14 protein-coding genes and 1 tRNA gene are annotated in these 17,282 nt (G+C 56.9%); all 15 read left to right on the top strand.

The features are described 5' to 3' along the window. Nucleotides 1–13 precede the first annotated feature (13 nt). On the top strand, nucleotides 14–1,159 hold the full coding sequence (gene tuf / locus JRI89_12785) for an elongation factor Tu (protein ID MBW2072112.1): 1,146 nt from the start codon (nucleotides 14–16) through the stop codon (nucleotides 1,157–1,159). A 58-nt stretch (nucleotides 1,160–1,217) separates the two neighbouring features. Then, complete coding sequence (gene rpmG / locus JRI89_12780) at nucleotides 1,218–1,367, top strand: 50S ribosomal protein L33 (protein MBW2072111.1); 150 nt, start codon at nucleotides 1,218–1,220, stop codon at nucleotides 1,365–1,367. A 145-nt stretch (nucleotides 1,368–1,512) separates the two neighbouring features. Then, nucleotides 1,513–1,589, top strand: a tRNA-Trp gene (locus JRI89_12775). Between the two features lie 44 nt (nucleotides 1,590–1,633). Next, nucleotides 1,634–1,978 carry a preprotein translocase subunit SecE gene (gene secE / locus JRI89_12770; protein MBW2072110.1) on the top strand — a complete coding sequence of 115 codons (345 nt, stop codon included), beginning with the start codon at nucleotides 1,634–1,636 and terminating at the stop codon, nucleotides 1,976–1,978. Between the two features lie 73 nt (nucleotides 1,979–2,051). Further along, nucleotides 2,052–2,582, top strand: a complete 531-nt coding sequence (gene nusG, locus JRI89_12765; protein MBW2072109.1) for a transcription termination/antitermination protein NusG — start codon at nucleotides 2,052–2,054, stop codon at nucleotides 2,580–2,582. Between the two features lie 50 nt (nucleotides 2,583–2,632). Then, a complete protein-coding gene (gene rplK, locus JRI89_12760) occupies nucleotides 2,633–3,055 on the top strand; it encodes a 50S ribosomal protein L11 (protein MBW2072108.1) in 423 nt (140 codons plus the stop codon). Nucleotides 3,056–3,069: 14 nt separating this feature from the next. Continuing rightward, a complete protein-coding gene (locus JRI89_12755) occupies nucleotides 3,070–3,774 on the top strand; it encodes a 50S ribosomal protein L1 (GenBank protein ID MBW2072107.1) in 705 nt (234 codons plus the stop codon). 399 nt (nucleotides 3,775–4,173) lie between these two features. After that, nucleotides 4,174–4,782 (top strand): 50S ribosomal protein L10, encoded by a 609-nt coding sequence (gene rplJ, locus JRI89_12750; protein MBW2072106.1) that lies wholly within the window; start codon nucleotides 4,174–4,176, stop codon nucleotides 4,780–4,782. Nucleotides 4,783–4,830: 48 nt separating this feature from the next. After that, nucleotides 4,831–5,226 (top strand): 50S ribosomal protein L7/L12, encoded by a 396-nt coding sequence (gene rplL / locus JRI89_12745; protein MBW2072105.1) that lies wholly within the window; start codon nucleotides 4,831–4,833, stop codon nucleotides 5,224–5,226. Nucleotides 5,227–5,429: 203 nt separating this feature from the next. Continuing rightward, the gene (gene rpoB, locus JRI89_12740; protein MBW2072104.1) at nucleotides 5,430–9,545 is read left to right on the top strand and encodes a DNA-directed RNA polymerase subunit beta; all 4,116 of its coding nucleotides are present in this window, start codon (nucleotides 5,430–5,432) and stop codon (nucleotides 9,543–9,545) included. Nucleotides 9,546–9,627: 82 nt separating this feature from the next. Beyond that, nucleotides 9,628–13,704 (top strand): DNA-directed RNA polymerase subunit beta', encoded by a 4,077-nt coding sequence (gene rpoC, locus JRI89_12735; GenBank protein MBW2072103.1) that lies wholly within the window; start codon nucleotides 9,628–9,630, stop codon nucleotides 13,702–13,704. 226 nt (nucleotides 13,705–13,930) lie between these two features. Beyond that, the gene (locus JRI89_12730) at nucleotides 13,931–14,302 is read left to right on the top strand and encodes a 30S ribosomal protein S12 (protein ID MBW2072102.1); all 372 of its coding nucleotides are present in this window, start codon (nucleotides 13,931–13,933) and stop codon (nucleotides 14,300–14,302) included. Nucleotides 14,303–14,430: 128 nt separating this feature from the next. Then, a complete protein-coding gene (gene rpsG / locus JRI89_12725) occupies nucleotides 14,431–14,901 on the top strand; it encodes a 30S ribosomal protein S7 (protein MBW2072101.1) in 471 nt (156 codons plus the stop codon). A gap of 60 nt (nucleotides 14,902–14,961) precedes the next feature. Next, nucleotides 14,962–17,037 (top strand): elongation factor G, encoded by a 2,076-nt coding sequence (gene fusA / locus JRI89_12720; GenBank protein ID MBW2072100.1) that lies wholly within the window; start codon nucleotides 14,962–14,964, stop codon nucleotides 17,035–17,037. A gap of 144 nt (nucleotides 17,038–17,181) precedes the next feature. Next, a partial coding sequence (locus JRI89_12715; protein ID MBW2072099.1) for a hypothetical protein occupies nucleotides 17,182–17,282 on the top strand: 101 nt, incomplete at its 3' end.

Genomic DNA, 17,282 nt, shown 5'->3' with positions numbered 1-17,282 from the left:
AGGAGGAACCGCCATGGCGAAGAAGAAGTTTGAGAGGACGAAGCCGCACATCAACATAGGAACGATAGGGCACATAGATCATGGCAAGACTACATTGACGGCAGCGATCACGAAGCATTTGGCGAGGAAGGGCATGGCGGAGTTTGTGCCGTTTGACGAGATAGACAAGGCGCCGGAGGAGAAGGAGCGGGGGATAACGATAGCGACGGCGCATGTGGAGTATGAGACGGACAAGCGGCACTATGCGCATGTGGACTGTCCTGGTCATGCGGACTACATCAAGAACATGATTACAGGTGCGGCGCAGATGGACGGAGCGATACTGGTGGTAGGGGCGGATGATGGTCCTATGCCGCAGACGCGGGAGCACATATTGCTGGCGCGTCAGGTAGGAGTGCCGTACATTGTGGTATTTTTGAACAAGGTAGACATGGTGGACGATGAGGAGTTGATCGAGCTGGTGGAGTTGGAGTTGCGGGAGTTGTTGAGCAAGTACGAGTTTCCTGGCGACGATGTACCGATCATTCGGGGCAGTGCGTTGAAGGCGCTGGAGAGTGATGATCCTGACAGTGAGGAGGCTCGTTGTGTATTTGAGTTAATGGATGCAGTGGACGAGTACATACCGGAGCCGGTGCGTGATATAGACAAGCCGTTTTTGATGCCGATAGAGGATGTTTTCAGCATATCTGGTCGAGGGACGGTGGTAACGGGTAGAGTTGAGCGTGGTATAGTGCGAGTAGGCGACGAGGTAGAGATAGTGGGGATTCGGCCGACGCACAAGACGGTGTGTACAGGTGTGGAGATGTTTCGCAAGACGCTGGATGAGGGTCGGGCGGGAGACAACATAGGTGTATTGTTGCGTGGAGTGAAGCGAGACGAGGTGGAGCGTGGTCAGGTAGTGTATGTATTGAAGAAGGAGGAGGGAGGTCGGCACACGCCGTTTTTCAATGGATATCGGCCGCAGTTTTATTTTCGCACTACGGATGTGACCGGGGTGGTGACGCTGCCCGAGGGGGTGGAGATGGTCATGCCTGGTGACAATGTGGCCATGCGGGTGGAGTTGATCACTCCTATAGCCATGGAGAAGGAGCTGCGCTTTGCCATTCGGGAGGGAGGTCGCACGGTGGGTGCGGGAGTCATCAGCGAGGTCATCGAATAACCGGGCCAACTCCATCGGCCAACCTTGCCATGGCCTCTCCCAGGCCTTGGAGTAGAGCATGCGAATCATTGTTACTCTCGCCTGCAGTGAATGCAAGAGGCGAAATTATACAACCACTAAAAACAAGAGGACTACTCCTGACAAACTGGAGTTTCGTAAATATTGTCGCTTCTGTGGACACCACACGGTTCACAGAGAGACCAAATAGACGGCTCGTACGGTGCCCAGAGGTCAAGCCTCTGGTGGAGAGTTTTGCCCGCTTCAGGAACAAGCGCCGGACAATGTGAGAAATGGTGAGCGCTGTTGGCTGCGCAGCCATTGGAACTGATGATCTGTTACGCACGTATTCCTGCAGGCCAGTAGCTCGAACGGCTAGAGCACCGGACTCCAAATCCGGGTGTTGGGGGTTCGAATCCCTCCTGGCCTGCCATTTATTTTTAAGAGAGCGGAGAGCACTCTGGGGAGATCGCGAAAATGGCCAAGAAAGGAAAAAAGAGGTCAGCTAGAAGGAACAGTGCTGTCAGTGCCAAAGCCAGGGGCAGCAGTGCAGATTCCAGCGCCAGAGTTCGAAAGGATGCTGCCAGAAAGAGCAAGTCACCCCAGAAGGATGGTGTGAGTGCGCGTACTGCCGGCATAGTGAAGCAGGCGGGGCAATTCGTCCGGGAAGCCAAGGTGGAGCTGACCAAAGTAACCTGGCCCAGTCGAAAGGAGACAATAGCTTCCACCTCTGTGGTGCTGGTCATTGTCTTCTTGATTGGCGCTTTTCTTGGTCTCGTGGATCTTGGATTGTCCAGAATACTGAAAATGGTCCTGAGCTAGGGGAGAGGTCAAGAATTGGACATTGGTGCCTGGAGGTGAAGGCCGAACTGGGCGGTAGATCGGAGATACTGCAGTGGCCAAACAGTGGTTTATTGTGCACACCTATTCGGGATATGAGCAGAAGGTAAAAGGAGCTCTTGAAGACCGCATCAGGAGTCTTGGCAAGGAAGACCTCTTCGATGAAATCCTGGTGCCCACAGAGAAGGTGGTGGAGCTGGTCAGGGGTGAGCGCAAGACTTCAGCTCGCAAATTCTATCCCGGCTATATCATGGTGCGAATGGAGCTCAATGACGAAACATGGCACATTGTCAAGAATACCCCCAAGGTGACGGGATTTATCGGGGGCAAGGGCAAGCCGACGCCTCTCAGCGACGAAGAGGCTGAAAAGATTATCAATCAGATGGCAGAAGGAGCCTTGAAGCCCAAGCCCAAGTATCTCTTTGAAAGGGGCGACGAGGTGCGGGTCATTGACGGCCCATTTTCAAATTTCAGTGGTGTGGTAGACGAGATCAATCCAGAAAAGGGCAAAGTGCGGGTTCTCGTCAGCATTTTCGGGCGCTCTACCCCGGTGGAGCTTGATTTCGTCCAGGTGACCAAGATCTAACCTGCATGCTTGCCACAGAGGAATGAAGGAGTTACCAGGAGAGATCGATCATGGCAAAAAAGGTTATTGCGAACATCAAACTGCAAGTGGTGGCTGGTCAGGCCAACCCATCTCCGCCGATTGGCCCTGCTCTCGGTCAACACGGGGTGAACATAATGGAGTTTTGCAAGTCGTTCAATGCCAAGACCCAGGGGCAGGAGGGCATGATTATTCCTGTAGTTATCACTGTGTATGCCGATCGCTCCTTCACCTATGTGACCAAGACACCTCCCGCCTCAGTATTGCTGAAGAAAGCAGCGAAAATAGCCAAAGGCTCCAGTGAACCGAACAGGGAAAAGGTGGGAACTGTGAGCCGGCAGCAGGTGGAAGAGATTGCCAAGCTGAAGATGCCCGATCTCAATGCCACTACTCTGGAGGCAGCAGTGCGTACAATAGAAGGTACAGCCAGGAGCATGGGAATTACCGTTGAATAGTCTGGAGATTGAAGATGGCCAAGAGAGGAAAGAAATTTCGCCAGGTTCGAGAGAAACTCGACCTCAGCCAACGATATGATTTTGCCGAGGCAGTGAAGCTTGCCCTCGAGTGTGCCTACGCTCGTTTTGATGAAAGTGTTGATGTGGCCGTCCGTCTGGGGGTGGATCCGCGGCGGGCAGACCAGATGGTCCGGGGTACTGTGGTCCTGCCCAATGGCACTGGCAAGTCTGTGCGCGTTCTAGCCTTTGCCAGGGGCGAAAAAGAAAAGGAAGCCCTGGAGGCCGGGGCGGATTTTGCGGGCGGCGACGACTTGATCGAAAAAATCAAGGGTGGCTGGCTGGAGTTCGACAAGACCGTGGCCACGCCGGACATGATGGCTTCGGTGGGGAAAATCGGCAGGATACTCGGGCCGCGCGGTCTCATGCCCAACGCCAAGCTTGGCACCGTAACTTTTGATCTGGCCAGGGTCATCAAAGAGATCAAGTCAGGCAAAATTGATTTTCGGGTGGAAAAATCAGGGGTTGTGCACGCACCGGTGGGCAGGGTCTCTTTTGGCGCAGAGAAACTGCTGGAAAATATCGCCACTTTCATGGATACCGTCATTCGCTTGAAACCGGCGGCAAGTAAAGGCACCTACCTGAGGAGTATTGCGATTTCCACCACAATGGGCCCGGGCATCAAGGTAGACCCCGCTCATGTGAAGACCTTACTTGCTTAGTCCTTCGATTCATAAGTTCAATGATGAACTTATTTACTCAGGACCTGGTGCTGAGTGAGCAATTGCTTCGAGGTAAATCATCAAAATAGGTCACTGCACTTGCGAATCGAAGTACAAGGTATGGTCACGGCTCACCTGGATCTATGGCAAGGAGTCAAACAAACACTTCAGAGGATTTCAGGAGAACAACCAGAAGTTGTTAATGCTACTGCCAAGGCGGTGCTCTGGTTCGTCCAAGACAGTAGGTCCCCTTCTCAGTTGGCAGCCCAGGCCAGGGAAAGGCGATCCACCTTTTCTGCCGGGTGGGCAACAAGGGGATAATTGACGCTGGGTCAGCCTACCGAGATCGAGCAAGGCGATCCGCCCATTATCCTTGGACAACTCCTCTCAGCATGGACAATGCGTGACAGAAGGGGCGCGCCGGCAGAAGAAAGGAGGGAGGAAGATACCTTGAAGCGACAAGAAAAGGAAGCAGTAGTGGCCGAGCTTCGCGCCAAACTAGAGAAGACCAGGGCTGCAGTCATCACTGACTATCGTGGTCTCAAGGTGGCCGAAATCAATGCCCTGCGCCGCAGTCTGCAAGAGGCGGGCATCGAATACCGGGTGGTGAAAAACACCCTGGCCCGCTTGGCAGTGAAAGGCACACCAGCGGCACCTCTGGAAGATCATTTCGATGGTCCCTGTGCCCTGGCCCTCGGCTATGACGACGAGATCACTCCGGCAAAGTTGCTGGTAGATTTTGCCAAGAGCAACGACAATCTGGAGTTGAAGGTGGGAGTGCTCTCAGGGACGCTCATGGATGCGGAAAGGCTGAAAAGTGTGATCAGCCTGCCTTCCAAGGAAGAGCTCCAGGCAAGACTGCTCGGACTGCTCAGTTCTGTGCCCGCATCCTTGCTCGGCGTGATGAGCGCGGTGCCGCGAGATTTTGTCACTGTGCTCGCTGCCACCCCGAGGAACCTGGTGGGGCTGCTCAAGGCTGTGGAGCAGAAGGCCGCCCAGGCCTCATGAAAGAAACAAGTCACTAAAGGCATGCAAAGGAGTTGAATAATGGCAGGTATTACCAAGGATGATGTCAAGGAATACATCAAGAACATGCCCGTATTCGAGTTGGCAGAACTTATCAAAGAGCTGGAAGAAGAGCTCGGTGTTTCGGCAGCGGCTCCCATGGCGGCCATGCCCATGGCCATGCCCGGCATGGCGGGGGCAGGCGCGGCTGAAGCTGCTGCTCCGGCGGAAGAGAAGACCGAATTCGATGTGGTCATCACTGCTGTCGGTGACAAGAAGATCCAGGTGATCAAGGTGGTCCGGGCTGTGACCGGCCTTGGTCTGAAGGAGGCCAAAGCTCTCGTTGATGAGCTGCCCGGGAAGGTCAAAGAAGGCGTTCCCAAGGAGGAAGCAGAAGATGTGGCCAAACAGCTGGAGGAAGCTGGCGCCACAGTCGAGGTTAAGTAAACAGCATTGCCAGAAAGAAAAGGGCGCTGCAGGTTTTGCAATCAGCAGCGCCGGCTGAAAGTTTTATTGCCCGCGGACCCAGTGGCCTGTGGTCCGTGTGAGAAGCATCAAGGTCGAGTCACTGCGGCCTGCCGGGGGTTAGACTGCCCCCGGCAAAGGCCCACAGGTGAATGGACCTGACATGTTGGCAAAGAGGAGACACCATGACGACCTCGTTGGCCAATAATTACCATATCCGGAGAAATCTGGGCAAAATAAGGAGCATTGTCGATATCCCCAATCTTATCGAAATGCAGCGGCAGTCCTACGAGCGCTTTCTGCAGAAAGACGTGGACCCTGATCAAAGGGTGGACAAGGGACTGCAAGGAGTATTCAAAGGAGTCTTTCCTATCCGTGACTTTGCGGGCACGGCGTCCCTGGAGTTCGTCCGCTACAGCATTGGTGAGACCAAGTATGATGTTGACGAGTGCCTGCAGCGCGGCATGACTTACGAGGCCCCCCTGAAGATCACAGTGCGGCTGGTGGTCTATGACGTGGACAGAGACACAGGTGCGCGCAGTATCCGGGACATCAAAGAGCAGGAGATTTACTTCGGCACCATTCCTCTGATGACGGAAAACGGCACCTTTATCGTCAACGGCACTGAACGGGTGGTGGTGAGCCAGTTGCATCGCTCCCCCGGCATCTTTTTCGACCACGACAAGGGGAAGACGCACTCCAGCGGCAAGCTGCTCTATTCAGCGCGCATCATTCCCCTGCGGGGCTCCTGGATCGACCTGGAGTTCGACCACAAGGACATCCTGCATGTGCGCATAGACAGGCGGCGGAAGTTCCCGGTAACTATCCTGCTCAAGGCACTGGGTTACAGCAGCGAAGAGCTGCTCAACTACTTTTATCGCACGGAAACCGTGTTTCTCAGCGACGAGGGGATTTCCAGGCCCGTGGAAAAAGAGTTTCTCATGGGCACCAAGTCCCCGGTGGATGTGACCCATCCCAAGACCGGCGACTTGCTGGTGAAAAAGGGCCGCAAGCTGGGGGTGAAGCTCATCCGCCAGCTCAAAGAGGCCGAAATCGACCGCATCCCCTTTCCTGACGAGGATCTTGTCGGCCGGGTCATAGCCCATGACGTGGTTGATGAGGAAACAGGTGAAGTCCTCATCCAGTGCAACGAAACACTCAGCGAAGAACATCTGGTCCTGCTCAGGGCGCACGGGGTGAATTCCATAGAACTGTTGTTCATGGACGGAGCCAATGTGAGTCCGTGTTTTCGCAACACCCTGCTGCTGGACAAGGTGGATGATACAGACACTGCCATTCTCGAGATTTATCGCAAACTGCGGCCCAGCAATCCGCCCACCCTGGAGGTGGCCCAGGAATTTTTCCGCAACCTGTTCTTCAACCCCGAGAATTATGACCTCTCCGAAGTAGGCCGCCTGAAAATAAACCAGCAGCTGGGACTGACTGACATACCGCTGAGCCAGAGAACGCTTACCAAAGAGGACATTCTCAAGGCGGTCAGGCGCCTCATCGAAATCAAGGATACCCAGGGTGCGGTGGATGACATCGACAACCTGGGCAATCGGCGCATTCGAGCCGTGGGAGAACTGCTGGAGAACCAGTATCGCATCGGTCTGGTGAGGATGGAGCGCGCCATCAAAGAGCGAATGAGTCTCCAGGAAATCGATGCGCTCATGCCGCACGATCTCATCAACGCCAAGCCGGTCTCCGCGGTGGTCAAGGAGTTCTTCGGCACCAGCCAGCTCAGCCAGTTCATGGACCAGACCAATCCCCTGAGCGAGATTACTCACAAACGGAGGTTGAGTGCCCTCGGTCCAGGAGGGCTCACCCGTGAGCGGGCCGGCTTCGAGGTGCGCGACGTGCATCCCACCCACTACGGCCGCATCTGTCCTATTGAAACCCCGGAGGGCCCCAACATTGGCCTCATTGTTTCCCTGAGTACCTACGCCAGGGTGAACGAGTACGGCTTTATCGAGACGCCCTATCGAGTGGTCGAGGATGGTCGGGTAACGGACGAGGTGGTTTTCCTGAGCGCCATGGATGAAGAGCAGCACGCCATTGCCCAGGCGAATGCGCCGCTGGATGAAAATGGTCATTTTATCAAGGAACTGGTCTCCTGCCGACGCGAAGGCGAATTCGTCATGGTCCCTCCGGAGGAAGTGGACTTCATGGACGTCAGCCCGAACCAGCTGGTGAGTGTGGCTGCCTCTCTCATACCTTTTCTGGAAAACGACGACGCCAACCGGGCGCTCATGGGCTCCAACATGCAGCGCCAGGCTGTGCCCCTGCTGCAAGCGCGCTCACCACTAGTAGGTACGGGCATGGAGCGGGTGGTGGCCGCTGATTCGGGCGTCACGGTTGTGGCCCGCCGCGATGGCGTGGTGGAGGATGTGGACGCCAACAGGATAGTGGTGCGGGCGGCGCAGAATGGTGACGAGGAAGGCGCCCTTGCCTCGGCCGTTGACATTTACAAACTCACCAAGTTCCAGCGCTCCAACCAGAATACCTGCTTCAATCAAAAGCCGCTGGTCTATCCAGGCCAGAAAGTGAGCAAGGGACAGATCATCGCAGACGGTCCGGCAACGGAAATGGGTGAACTGGCCCTTGGCCGCAACGTCACCGTGGCCTTCATGAGCTGGGGCGGCTACAATTTCGAGGACTCCATACTGGTGAGCGAGCGGGTGGTAAAGGAAGACGTCTTCACCTCTATTCACATCGAAGAGTTTGAACTGATAGCCCGAGATACCAAACTGGGCAAAGAAGAGATTACCAGGGACATTCCCAACATTGGTGAGGAGGCTCTCAAAGATCTGGACGAGAGCGGCATCATTCGCGTCGGCGCCAATATCAAGACCGGCGACATCCTGGTAGGCAAGGTAACGCCCAAGGGAGAAACCCAGCTTACTCCTGAGGAGAAACTGCTGCGGGCCATCTTCGGTGAGAAGGCGGGAGATGTGAAGGACACCTCCTTGAGAGTGCCTCCGGGCGTGGAAGGCATTGTCATCGACGCCAGAGTGTTCTCGCGCAAGGGAGTGGACAAGGACGAACGGACCAAGTCCATCGAGGACGAGGAGGTGGGCCGCCTTTTGAAAGATCAGAGGGACGAAATCAAGATCATAAAGAAGAGCGCCCTGCGCAAGCTTGTGCGACTGCTCAGCGGCAAGAAAGCTGGCCGGGCCTTGAAGCTCGGCAGAAGGGTCATCATCAAGAAGGGCGAGGCATTGACTGCTGAGGCACTCAGCCAGCTGGGCCCGGCTCAATGGCCGGAGATCGAAGTTGCTGGCGAGCCCGAAACAAGCGCCCAGGTGCAGATGATCTGGGAGAACTACCACGAGCAGGTGGATCTCGTCCAGATGCTCTTTGAAGACAAGATCGCCAAACTGAAGAAAGGTGACGAGCTGCCGCCGGGCGTGATCAAGATGGTGAAGGTCTACGTGGCAGTCAAGCGCAAGCTCTCTGTGGGCGACAAGATGGCCGGCCGCCACGGCAACAAGGGCGTGGTCAGTCGGGTGCTGCCTGAAGAAGACATGCCCTATTTCGAAGACGGCACTCCGGTGGACATTGTCTTGAACCCCCTGGGGGTGCCCTCGAGAATGAACGTGGGCCAGGTTCTGGAGACCCATCTGGGCTGGGCTGCCAAGGGCATTGGCGAGCAGCTGGCCAGGATGCTCGAGGAGTACAAGAGCAGGGAAACCATAGAAGAAAAACTGCGCCGCCTCTATGGGGCTGAGGAGTTCGACGCCTATTTCGCCCAGGCCAGCGACGAGGAGTTCAAAGGGCTCATTCCGCACTACCGCGAAGGTTTCCATGTGGCCAGCCCGGTCTTTGACGGGGCGGAAGAACAGGAAATCAGGGAGTTTCTCAGCGAAGCTGGCCTGCCCGAGCTGGGGCAGACAACGCTTTACGACGGCCGCACAGGCGAGCCCTTTGATCGGCAGATAACTGTGGGCATCATGTACATCATGAAGCTGCACCATCTGGTGGACGACAAGATCCACGCCCGCTCCATTGGCCCCTATTCGCTGGTGACGCAGCAGCCGCTTGGCGGCAAAGCACAGTTCGGCGGCCAGCGGCTCGGCGAGATGGAGGTCTGGGCCATGGAGGCCTATGGCGCTGCCTACGCGCTCCAGGAGTTCCTCACAGTAAAATCAGACGATGTGGCCGGCAGAACCCGCATGTACGAGAAGATTGTCAAGGGTGAAAATACCCTGGAAGCGGGCCTGCCCGAGTCTTTCAACGTACTGGTGAAGGAATTGCAGGCCCTGGGCCTGGACGTCCGCCTGCTGGAGGAGGTGGAGTGAGACAGCTGCCCAGGGGTTGTTGGTTTTTTGCAGTTGATATTATCAGGGTGAGCCGCGGTCGGGTTCACCCGGGGAGGTTGCAGTGAAGGAACTGTACAACCTTTTTGTACGTCCCAAGGATCCATTGAGTTTCAATGCAGTGCGCATCTCTTTGGCCTCTCCTGAGAAAATCCGTGAGTGGTCATACGGGGAGATCAAGAAGCCTGAAACTATCAACTACCGGACATTCAAGCCCGAGCGGGATGGTCTGTTCTGCGCCAAGATATTTGGCCCCACCAAGGACTACGAGTGCAACTGCGGCAAGTACAAGCGCATGAAGCACCGGGGCGTGGTGTGCGAAAAGTGCGGTGTAGAAGTGATCCAATCCAAGGTGAGGCGCGAGCGTATGGGTCATATCGAGCTGGCGGCTCCGGTGGCCCACATCTGGTTTCTCAAGAGTCTGCCCAGCAAGGTGGGCAATCTGCTGGACCTTACCCTCAAAGAGCTGGAAAAGGTCCTCTATTTCGACTCCTACATTGTGGTGGACCCCGGTGACACTCCGCTCAGCAAGCAGGAGCTGTTGGGGGAGGAGCGCTACCGCCAGCTGCGGCAGCAGTATGGCGACAGTTTCAGAGTGGGAATCGGCGCGGAAGCGATCAGGGAATTGCTCGCCGGCCTGGAGCTCGACAAGCTGGCCGAGGAGCTGCGCCAGGAAATGAGCAAGACCAATTCCGTGGCCAAGCGCAAAAAGCTCGCCAAGCGGCTCAAGGTGGTAAATGCCTTTCGCGAGTCCGAAGCCAGGCCGGAGTGGATGATCCTGGAGGTCATTCCAGTGCTGCCGCCGGACCTGCGTCCCCTGGTGCCTCTCGACGGCGGCCGCTTTGCCACCAGCGACCTGAACGATCTCTACCGCAGGGTCATCAACCGCAACAACCGCTTGCGGCGGCTGCAGGAGCTGAACGCCCCCGAGATCATCATTCGCAACGAGAAGCGCATGCTGCAGGAGGCCGTGGATGTGCTCTTCGACAACGGCAGACGGGGCAAGACCATCACCGGCCCGAACAAGAGGCCGCTGAAGTCGCTTTCCGACATGCTCAAGGGCAAACAGGGGCGCTTTCGGCAGAACCTTCTCGGCAAGAGGGTGGACTACTCCGGACGCTCGGTGATCGTCATCGGTCCAGACCTGCGGCTGCACCAGTGCGGCCTGCCCAAGAAAATGGCCCTGGAGCTCTTCAAGCCATTCATTTACAACAAGCTCGAGGAACGCGGCCATGTGAACACCATCAAGAGCGCCAAGAAGATGGTGGAGAAGGAGACCCCCGAGGTATGGGACTGTCTGGATGAGGTGGTAAAAGAGTATCCCGTGCTTCTCAACCGGGCTCCCACCTTGCACCGCCTTGGCATTCAAGCCTTTGAACCAAAGCTCATTGAGGGCAAGGCCATTCAAATTCACCCGCTTGTCTGCGCCGCCTTCAACGCCGACTTCGACGGCGACCAGATGGCGGTGCACGTGCCCCTGTCCATCGAGGCGCAGATAGAGGCCCGGGTCCTCATGATGAGCACCAACAACATTCTCAGCCCTGCTCATGGCGAGCCCATCATTGTGCCCAGCCAGGACATTGTCCTCGGCATCTACTACATGACCAGGGAGAAGCCCTTTGCCCGGGGTGAAGACAAAGTGTTTGCCAGCCCCGAGGAGGTTCGCTGCGCCTTTGATGCTGGAGAGCTGGACCTGCACGCCCGCATTTCTGTACGCTTGAATGGCAAGCGGGTGACCACCACCACGGGCCGCGTGCTGCTTTCCGAAGTGGTGCCGCCGGAGCTCCCCTTCGAGCTGATAAACCGGGTGATGAACAAGCGGGCCCTGGCTGAACTTTTCAATGCCAGCTACCGCACGGCCGGGGTGAAGAGTACGGTGATCCTGGCAGACAGGATCAAGGACATCGGCTACAAGTTCGCCACTCGCTCCGGGGTTTCCATTGCAGTATCTGATATGGTCATTCCCCATCGGAAACAGGACATCATTCAGGAGGCCTCGGAGAATATCCGCGAGATCGAGCGGCAATACAACGAAGGCCTCATCACTGACGGTGAGAAATACAACAAGGTTGTCGACATCTGGGCCAAGGCCACCGAAGACATTGCCAGTGAAATGATGCATGAGATCGCTACCGAGACCGTCACCGGACCCAAAGGCGAGACCATGCAAATGGCCTCTTTCAACCCTATATTCATGATGGCGGACTCGGGCTCTCGAGGCAGCAAGGACCAGATGCGCCAGCTGTCCGGCATGCGCGGCCTCATGGCCAAGCCTTCCGGGGAGATCATCGAGACTCCCATTACAGCCAACTTCAGAGAGGGACTCACCGTGCTGCAGTACTTCGTCTCCACACACGGCGCCCGCAAAGGGCTGGCGGACACGGCCCTGAAGACAGCCAACTCGGGCTACCTCACCAGGCGCCTGGTGGATGTCAGCCAGGACTCCATTATCTGCGAGGAAGACTGCCACACCATTGACGGCATATGGGTGGAGGCGCTCACTGAGGCTGGCGAGGTCATCCAGCAGCTGAGTGAAAGAATACTCGGCCGCGTTGCCTGGCTGGACATCAAGGACCCGGTGACTGGTGAGGTGCTGGTGCAGGCCAATGAAGAGATAGACGAGCAGGCAGTCAGTCTGCTCGAGGAAGCAGGAATAGAAAAGGTGCCAATCCGCTCCGTTCTCACCTGCCGCAGCAAACGAGGCGCCTGTGCCCGCTGCTATGGCCGCGACCTGGCACACGGCCGCATGGTGGAGATCGGCGAGGCCATCGGCATTATCGCAGCCCAGTCCATTGGGGAGCCGGGCACGCAGCTCACCATGCGCACCTTCCACATTGGCGGCACCGCCAGCAAGCGAATCGAGCAGACATCGATAAGCAACCGTTATCCCGGCACCGTCAAATTCGTCAATCTCCACACGGTGACCAATGTGGAGGGCGACCTGGTGGTGATGAATCGCAACGGCGAGATCACCATCATTGGCGAGGGAGGACGCGAGCGCGAGCGCTTCCAGATCATCTACGGCGCAAAACTGAAGGTGAAAGAAGGGGAGAAGATCGAGGCCAACACCTTGCTGGCGGAGTGGGACCCCTTCACCACGCCCATACTTACCGATGTGCCTGGCACGGTGAAATTTGGCGACATTGTCGAAGGCATAACTATGCAGGAGAAGGTGGACCCGGTTACGGGCAAGGCGAGCAAGGTGATCGTGGAGTACCGGGATGCCGACGTGCGGCCGCGGGTGTCCATCAAAGATGAGAGCGGCAAGACGGCCAAGGTGGGGCCGACTGCGGCGCGCTACTTCATGCCTGTTGGCGCTATCATTATGGTTTCTGAGGGAGACCAGGTATCGGCCGGCGACGTACTTGCCAAGATTCCTCGGGAGACCACCAAGACCAAAGACATCACCGGCGGTCTGCCGAGAGTGGCAGAACTTTTTGAAGTACGCAAACCCAAGGAACAGGCGGTCATCAGTGAGATCAGCGGCGTGGTTTCCTTCGGCAAGGACACCAAGGGCAAGCGCAAGGTGATCATCACCCCCGAGGTGGGAGAAGCCAAGGAGTACCTGATCCCCAAGGGCAAGCACATCAGCGTGCACGAGGGGGACCTGGTGCGAGCCGGCGAGCCCCTCATGGACGGCGCCGCCAATCCGCATGACATTCTCAACATCCTGGGTGAAAAAGAGTTGGCCAAGTATCTGGTCAACGAAGTACAGCAGGTCTACAGGCTGCAGGGCGTCAAGATCAACGACAAACACATCGAGGTCATTGTCCGGCAAATGCTGCGGCGGGTGCGCATTACTGACGCGGGAGATTCGGACTTCCTCGAGGGTGAGCATGTGGAGAAGTATCGCTTCGAGGAGATCAACCAGGCGCTGATCGACGCCGGCAAAAAGCCGGCCTCTGGTGAGCCCCTGCTGCTCGGCATTACCAAGGCCTCGCTGAGTACGGAGAGCTTCATTTCGGCGGCCTCCTTCCAGGAAACCACCAAGGTGCTCACCGAAGCTGCTGTTGCCGGGCGCATCGATTATCTGCGGGGTCTCAAGGAAAACGTTATCATGGGCAGGCTCATACCCGCAGGAACCGGTATGAAGGAATACCGGGAGATGCCGGCCAAGACATCTACTCCTGCCTGCCATTAGAAGCAGCGCCCCGGCCAGCCCCTGTGGATCTGGCGGGGGCGGCTGCCTGATGTGGGCCGGGCTGGCGCCGGTCGAGTGGTGGGGGCAGAGCCGGGCGAAATTGTTATGGAAAAATTTCTTGACAAAAGAAAGGTTAGCCTGTACCTTTACTAAATTTTGGTAGTGGACAAAAACTGCAAGGTCGTCAGCAAGTGGACGGGCCGTTTTGCGTGAGGCGGATACAAGGATGCCAACCATTAATCAGCTGGTCCGAAAAGGACGAAAAAGGGTCAAGCAGAAATCGAGCACACCTGCTTTGCAGGGATGCCCCCAGAAGCGCGGCGTGTGCGTTCGGGTCTATACCACCACACCCAAAAAGCCGAATTCAGCGCTGCGGAAGATTGCTCGAGTGCGACTGACGAACGGCATCGAAGTGACCTCCTACATTCCGGGTGTCGGTCACAATCTGCAGGAGCACTCTGTTGTTTTGATAAGGGGAGGGCGCGTCAAAGACCTGCCGGGTGTGCGCTATCATATAATTCGCGGGACCCTCGATGCCACAGGAGTACAGGACCGACGTCAGGGCCGGTCCAAGTACGGGGCAAAGAAACCCAAATAGCTCGGGGGAGGAAGGCTACCTTTGCATGGGCCACGGTCTGCTTGCCGTGGCCCATGCCGTGTCTCAGGCACGAAGAGAACAGGTGCCAGACAAGGGCCGGAAGCCATTCCTGAACAGGGAGACAGCCTATGCCGAGAAGAAGAGAGGTACCGAAGCGGGAAATATTGCCGGACCCGAAATACGGCAGCAAGTTGGTGGCAAAGTTCATCAACAATATCATGCGCGAGGGCAAGAAAAGTGTGGCCGAGCGCATACTCTATGACGCCTTCGAGGTGATAGCTCAACGGAGCAAGAAAGACCCGCTGGAAGTATTTCACAAGGCACTGGACAATGTGAAACCACGGATTGAAGTGAAATCGCGGCGAGTGGGCGGCTCAACCTATCAGGTTCCGGTGGAGGTTAGAGCCAGCCGCCAGCTGGCGCTGGCAACACGCTGGATTATAGGCAATGCCCAGGGACGTTCCGAGAAGAGCATGACGCTCAAGCTTGCCGGGGAGCTGCTGGATGCAGCCAACAACCGGGGGGCGGCGGTCAAGAAAAAGGAAGACACCCACCGGATGGCAGAAGCCAACAAAGCTTTTGCCCATTACCGCTGGTAAACGGTTGCACAGCAGGCTGACCCTGGCTGACCAGCTGGCGGCCAGGACACAGAAGAGAACATGGCCAGACAAACTGCACTCGATAAAATTCGCAACATCGGCATCATGGCTCACATTGATGCCGGCAAGACCACCACCACGGAGAGGATTCTCTACTACACTGGTGTGTCCTACAAGATGGGTGAAGTGGACTCTGGCACTGCAGTAATGGACTGGATGGAGCAGGAACAGGAGCGCGGCATCACTATAACCAGTGCAGCTACCACCTGTTTCTGGCGTGACTGCCGGATCAATATCATTGACACGCCGGGGCACGTGGATTTCACTGTAGAGGTGGAGCGTTCTCTGCGGGTGCTCGATGGTGCTGTGGCTGTTTTTTGTGCAGTGGGAGGCGTGGAGCCGCAATCAGAGACGGTCTGGCGGCAGGCGGATCGTTACGGCGTGCCCAGGATTGCCTTTGTCAACAAGATGGATCGGCTGGGGGCGAATTTCCAGCGGTGCCTGGAGATGATGCAAACCAGGCTCGGTGCTCATCCTGTGGCCGTACAGCTTCCCCTGGGACGGGAGCAGAAGTTCCGGGGCGTCATCGACCTGATAGCTGAAAAGGCCCTGGTGTGGGATGACAGCACTCTGGGAGCGGCCTACGAGGTGGTGGACATTCCTGCTGACCTGCAGGCCCAGGCCGCAGAATACAGGAGCAGACTCATTGAAGCCCTGGCTGACACCGACGAAACCCTGCTGGAAAAGTACGTCGAAGGGCAGGCAATCAATAATGACGAACTGGAGGCGGCACTCAGAAGGGCGACGCTCCAGCTGAAGCTGGTGCCAACCTTCTGCGGCGCAGCCTTCAAGAATAAAGGAATCCAGACATTGCTGGACGGTGTGGTAAAATATCTGCCCTCGCCTGTGGATGTGCCAGCCATAGTAGGATTGACGCCTGACGGCAGGGAAGAGATTCGCACGCCTGCGGATGAATCACCCTTTGCGGCCCTGGCCTTCAAGATAATGAACGACCCATTCGTGGGTCATCTCACCTTCTTGCGGGTTTACTCGGGGCAGCTTTCCAGCGGCACCCAGGTGCTGAACTGCAACAAGAAGTCCAGGGAAAAAATCGGCCGCTTGCTGAAGATGCACGCTGACAAGCGTGAGGAAGTCAAGGCGGTATACGCCGGCGACATCGCTGCCGCCCTGGGACTCCGCAATACTGGCACTGGCGACACCCTGTGCGACCCCGGGCATCCCATTGTGCTGGAAAGCATGGATATACCGCAGCCGGTCATTTCAATCGCCATAGAGCCCGGCAGCAAGGCAGACCAGGAAAAGCTGGGCCAGGGTCTGGGGAAGATTGCCCGGGAAGATCCCTCCTTCAGTGTGCGAGTGGATGCCGAGACCGGTGAGACCATCATTTCTGGCATGGGTGAACTCCATCTGGAAATTATCGTGGACCGGCTGCTGCGGGAGTTCGGCGTGCAGGCCAGGGTGGGCAGACCCCAGGTTGCCTACCGGGAGACCATCAGCCGCAAGGTGAGGAGCGAAGGCCGCTTTGTCCGCCAGAGCGGCGGCCGGGGTCAGTATGGTCATGTATGGCTCGAGCTGGAGCCGAGCGACCGGGGAGCAGGGTTCGAGTTCGTGGACCGCACCGTGGGAGGTGTGGTGCCGAAAGAATACGTGGGCGCCGTGGAGCGCGGCGTGCGAGAGGCGTTGGAGCAGGGAATTTTTGCCGGCTATCCAGTGGTGGATATTCGGGTGAGCCTGGTGGACGGTTCTTATCACGAGGTGGATTCCTCGGATATTGCTTTTGCAATTGCCGGCAGCATGGCGGTGCGTTCCGGGATTCAGCAGGCGGCACCTCTTCTGCTGGAGCCCATCATGTCAGTGGAAGTGGTGGTGCCGGAGGACTTCATCGGAGAAGTCGTGGGGGACTTCAACGCCCGCCGGGGAAGAATCCTGAGAATGGAGAGCAGGCCTGGCGTACAAACTATCGACGCCTATGTGCCCCTGGCAGAGATGTTCGGCTATGCCACGGACCTCAGATCTGCCACTCAGGGTCGGGCCACTTTCCATATGCAGTTTTCACACTATGATCCGGTGCCGCTCTCCATCAGCAATGAGGTGAGGGCAGCAGCGGCAGGTTAATGGATTGACAGGTAAGTTTGCACCTTGGTGCTGCCATTTGCACTTATAGTGACAGAGGTGGCCAGGAAGAGGCCCAGATTCCCCAGGCACTGAGGGGCAAGGATTCAGGTTCGGAAGCCATGTGAAAACCAAGGAGGAACCGCCATGGCGAAGAAGAAGTTTGAGAGGACGAAGCCGCACATCAACATAGGAACGATAGGGCACATAGATCATGGCAAGACTACATTGACGGCAGCGATCACGAA

This window comes from Deltaproteobacteria bacterium, assembly GCA_019309045.1.
Classification (GTDB): Bacteria; Desulfobacterota; Syntrophobacteria; order BM002; family BM002; genus JAFDGZ01.
Note: the sequence above shows the minus strand (reverse complement) of the source record. Positions and strands in the feature narration are given on the sequence as shown.